Genomic DNA, 1,703 nt, shown 5'->3' on the forward strand with positions numbered 1-1,703 from the left:
GTATATAGGTATTAAAACAAAGGGTCTGTAGCGGGGTTGTGGCACTTTGTAACGGTTTGAGAATTAAGGTGGGTGGGTGTATGTATGTTTGTTGATGTGGGTTTCACTGATTTATGAGTTATTCAAAATTGAAACCTTGCAGTATTCCCTGTCTCGAGTGTGTATACTCCGCCCCTACGAACACATCAGCGTTCCAATAATGAAATAACTGGGCAGTCGTCTGCTCAAAATGGCTAGAGGTAGCAGATGTCATTGAATAAAAAGTGCTGCGGTGGGCTGCTGGCCTTCTCATTGCTGTTTTCCCTGAGCGGTTGGACTGCTGACTTTTCCAGCCTGCTTAAGCAGGCCAGCTCCGGCGACGAGCAGGCCATACTTGAAGTGGGTAGCCTGTTGGTGGCTGGTAAAGCGAAGCCGGAAAATGCCAGTCAAACCCTTTCTCTACTGGAACCTCTGGCGAACCAGGGCAATGTTCAGGCGGAACTGTTGCTGGGTAAGGCCTATCGAGAGGGGCTGGGTGGTGTCACCAAAGATCCCGGAAAAGGGTTTCAACTGATCGAACGTGCGGCAGGTCGGGAAGGCAAGAGTGCAGAGGCTCAGTACGAGCTGGGGAAGTCCTATTATGAGGGAGCAGGTACAGACCGTAACCTGATTGCTGCTTATATTTGGACTGCTCTGAGTCTGGAAGATTCTGCGGGAGATTTTCAGACTGCGGCCCGTAAACAGAAGCAGGAACTGTCTGAATTGCTTAACCCTGCCCAGAGAGCTAAAGCAAATGAACTGATCAGTCAGATCAGGACGGTCTATCTGAAGTAAGCTGGCTTTACGACGGTGGCTGTGTTTTTATAAAAGTATGATTAAAATATTCTGTCCTGATAATCTCCTTGAGGCCCAGTGCCTCAAGGATGTTCTGTTGAACCATGGCATTGCCTGCCATCTGGGAGGTAGCTATTTGACGGGGGCCGTTGGTGAACTACCCGCTAGCGGTTTGCTAGCGCTCTACGTTGAAGATGGCGATGCCGGTCTGGCCAAAGCAATGATCGAAGATTACCTCAAGGCGTCTCCCGTTCTGGAAGACTCTGCTGAGGTTCAGGAAGACTGATTATGTGTGGTCGTTATACGTTGATGGCCGACCAGATCAGCCTGAGCTGGCTGGGTATTCGTCAGCCAGAAGCCAATATCCCGTCCTACAATGTTGCGCCTGGCGAACAGGTGCTTATTGTCAAACATAATAATCAGGGCGATTTAGAAAATGCTCGGGTTAAGTGGGGGTTGGTTCCTCACTGGCTGCAGGATTTTTCCAGAGCCCAGATTAATGCCAGAATCGAAACCGTTGCCGACAAACCGATGTTTCGCAATGCCCTGAAAAAGCGACGTTGTCTGGTTCTGGCTGATGGCTGGTTCGACTGGCAGAAAGTGCGGGACCGCAGTCAGCCCTGGTATATACGACCGAAGTCGGGTGGATTATGTCTCTTTGCCGGTCTTTGGGAAAGTTATCCTGTGGATGACCAACTAAGTTTCGAATCCTGTGCAATCCTCACTTGCCCTGCTATCGGCGATATATCACCGTTGACCGAAAGAATGCCTGTTTTGTTGCAACAGAAACAGGCTAACGATTGGCTGGGTGAAAATTATGAGACGGTTTTTGACAGTCTGAGCAACCCGGCTGAGAAGGTTAGCAAGCTGTCTTTTTATAAAGTGGGCAG

The 1,703-nt window shown here is 49.6% G+C and carries 3 protein-coding genes; all 3 read left to right on the forward strand.

The annotated features are described in order from the left end of the window. Positions 1 to 246 precede the first annotated feature (246 nt). Positions 247 to 813, forward strand: coding sequence for a tetratricopeptide repeat protein (locus KDK18_RS04225; protein WP_257253438.1), 567 nt, complete (start codon positions 247 to 249; stop codon positions 811 to 813). A 37-nt stretch (positions 814 to 850) separates the two neighbouring features. After that, on the forward strand, positions 851 to 1,099 hold the full coding sequence (locus tag KDK18_RS04230) for a DUF2007 domain-containing protein (protein WP_257253439.1): 249 nt from the start codon (positions 851 to 853) through the stop codon (positions 1,097 to 1,099). Between the two features lie 2 nt (positions 1,100 to 1,101). Next, positions 1,102 to 1,703 (forward strand): SOS response-associated peptidase (locus KDK18_RS04235; RefSeq protein WP_257253441.1); only part of this gene is annotated, 602 nt, incomplete at its 3' end.

Source organism: Endozoicomonas sp. SESOKO3, from assembly GCF_024606255.1.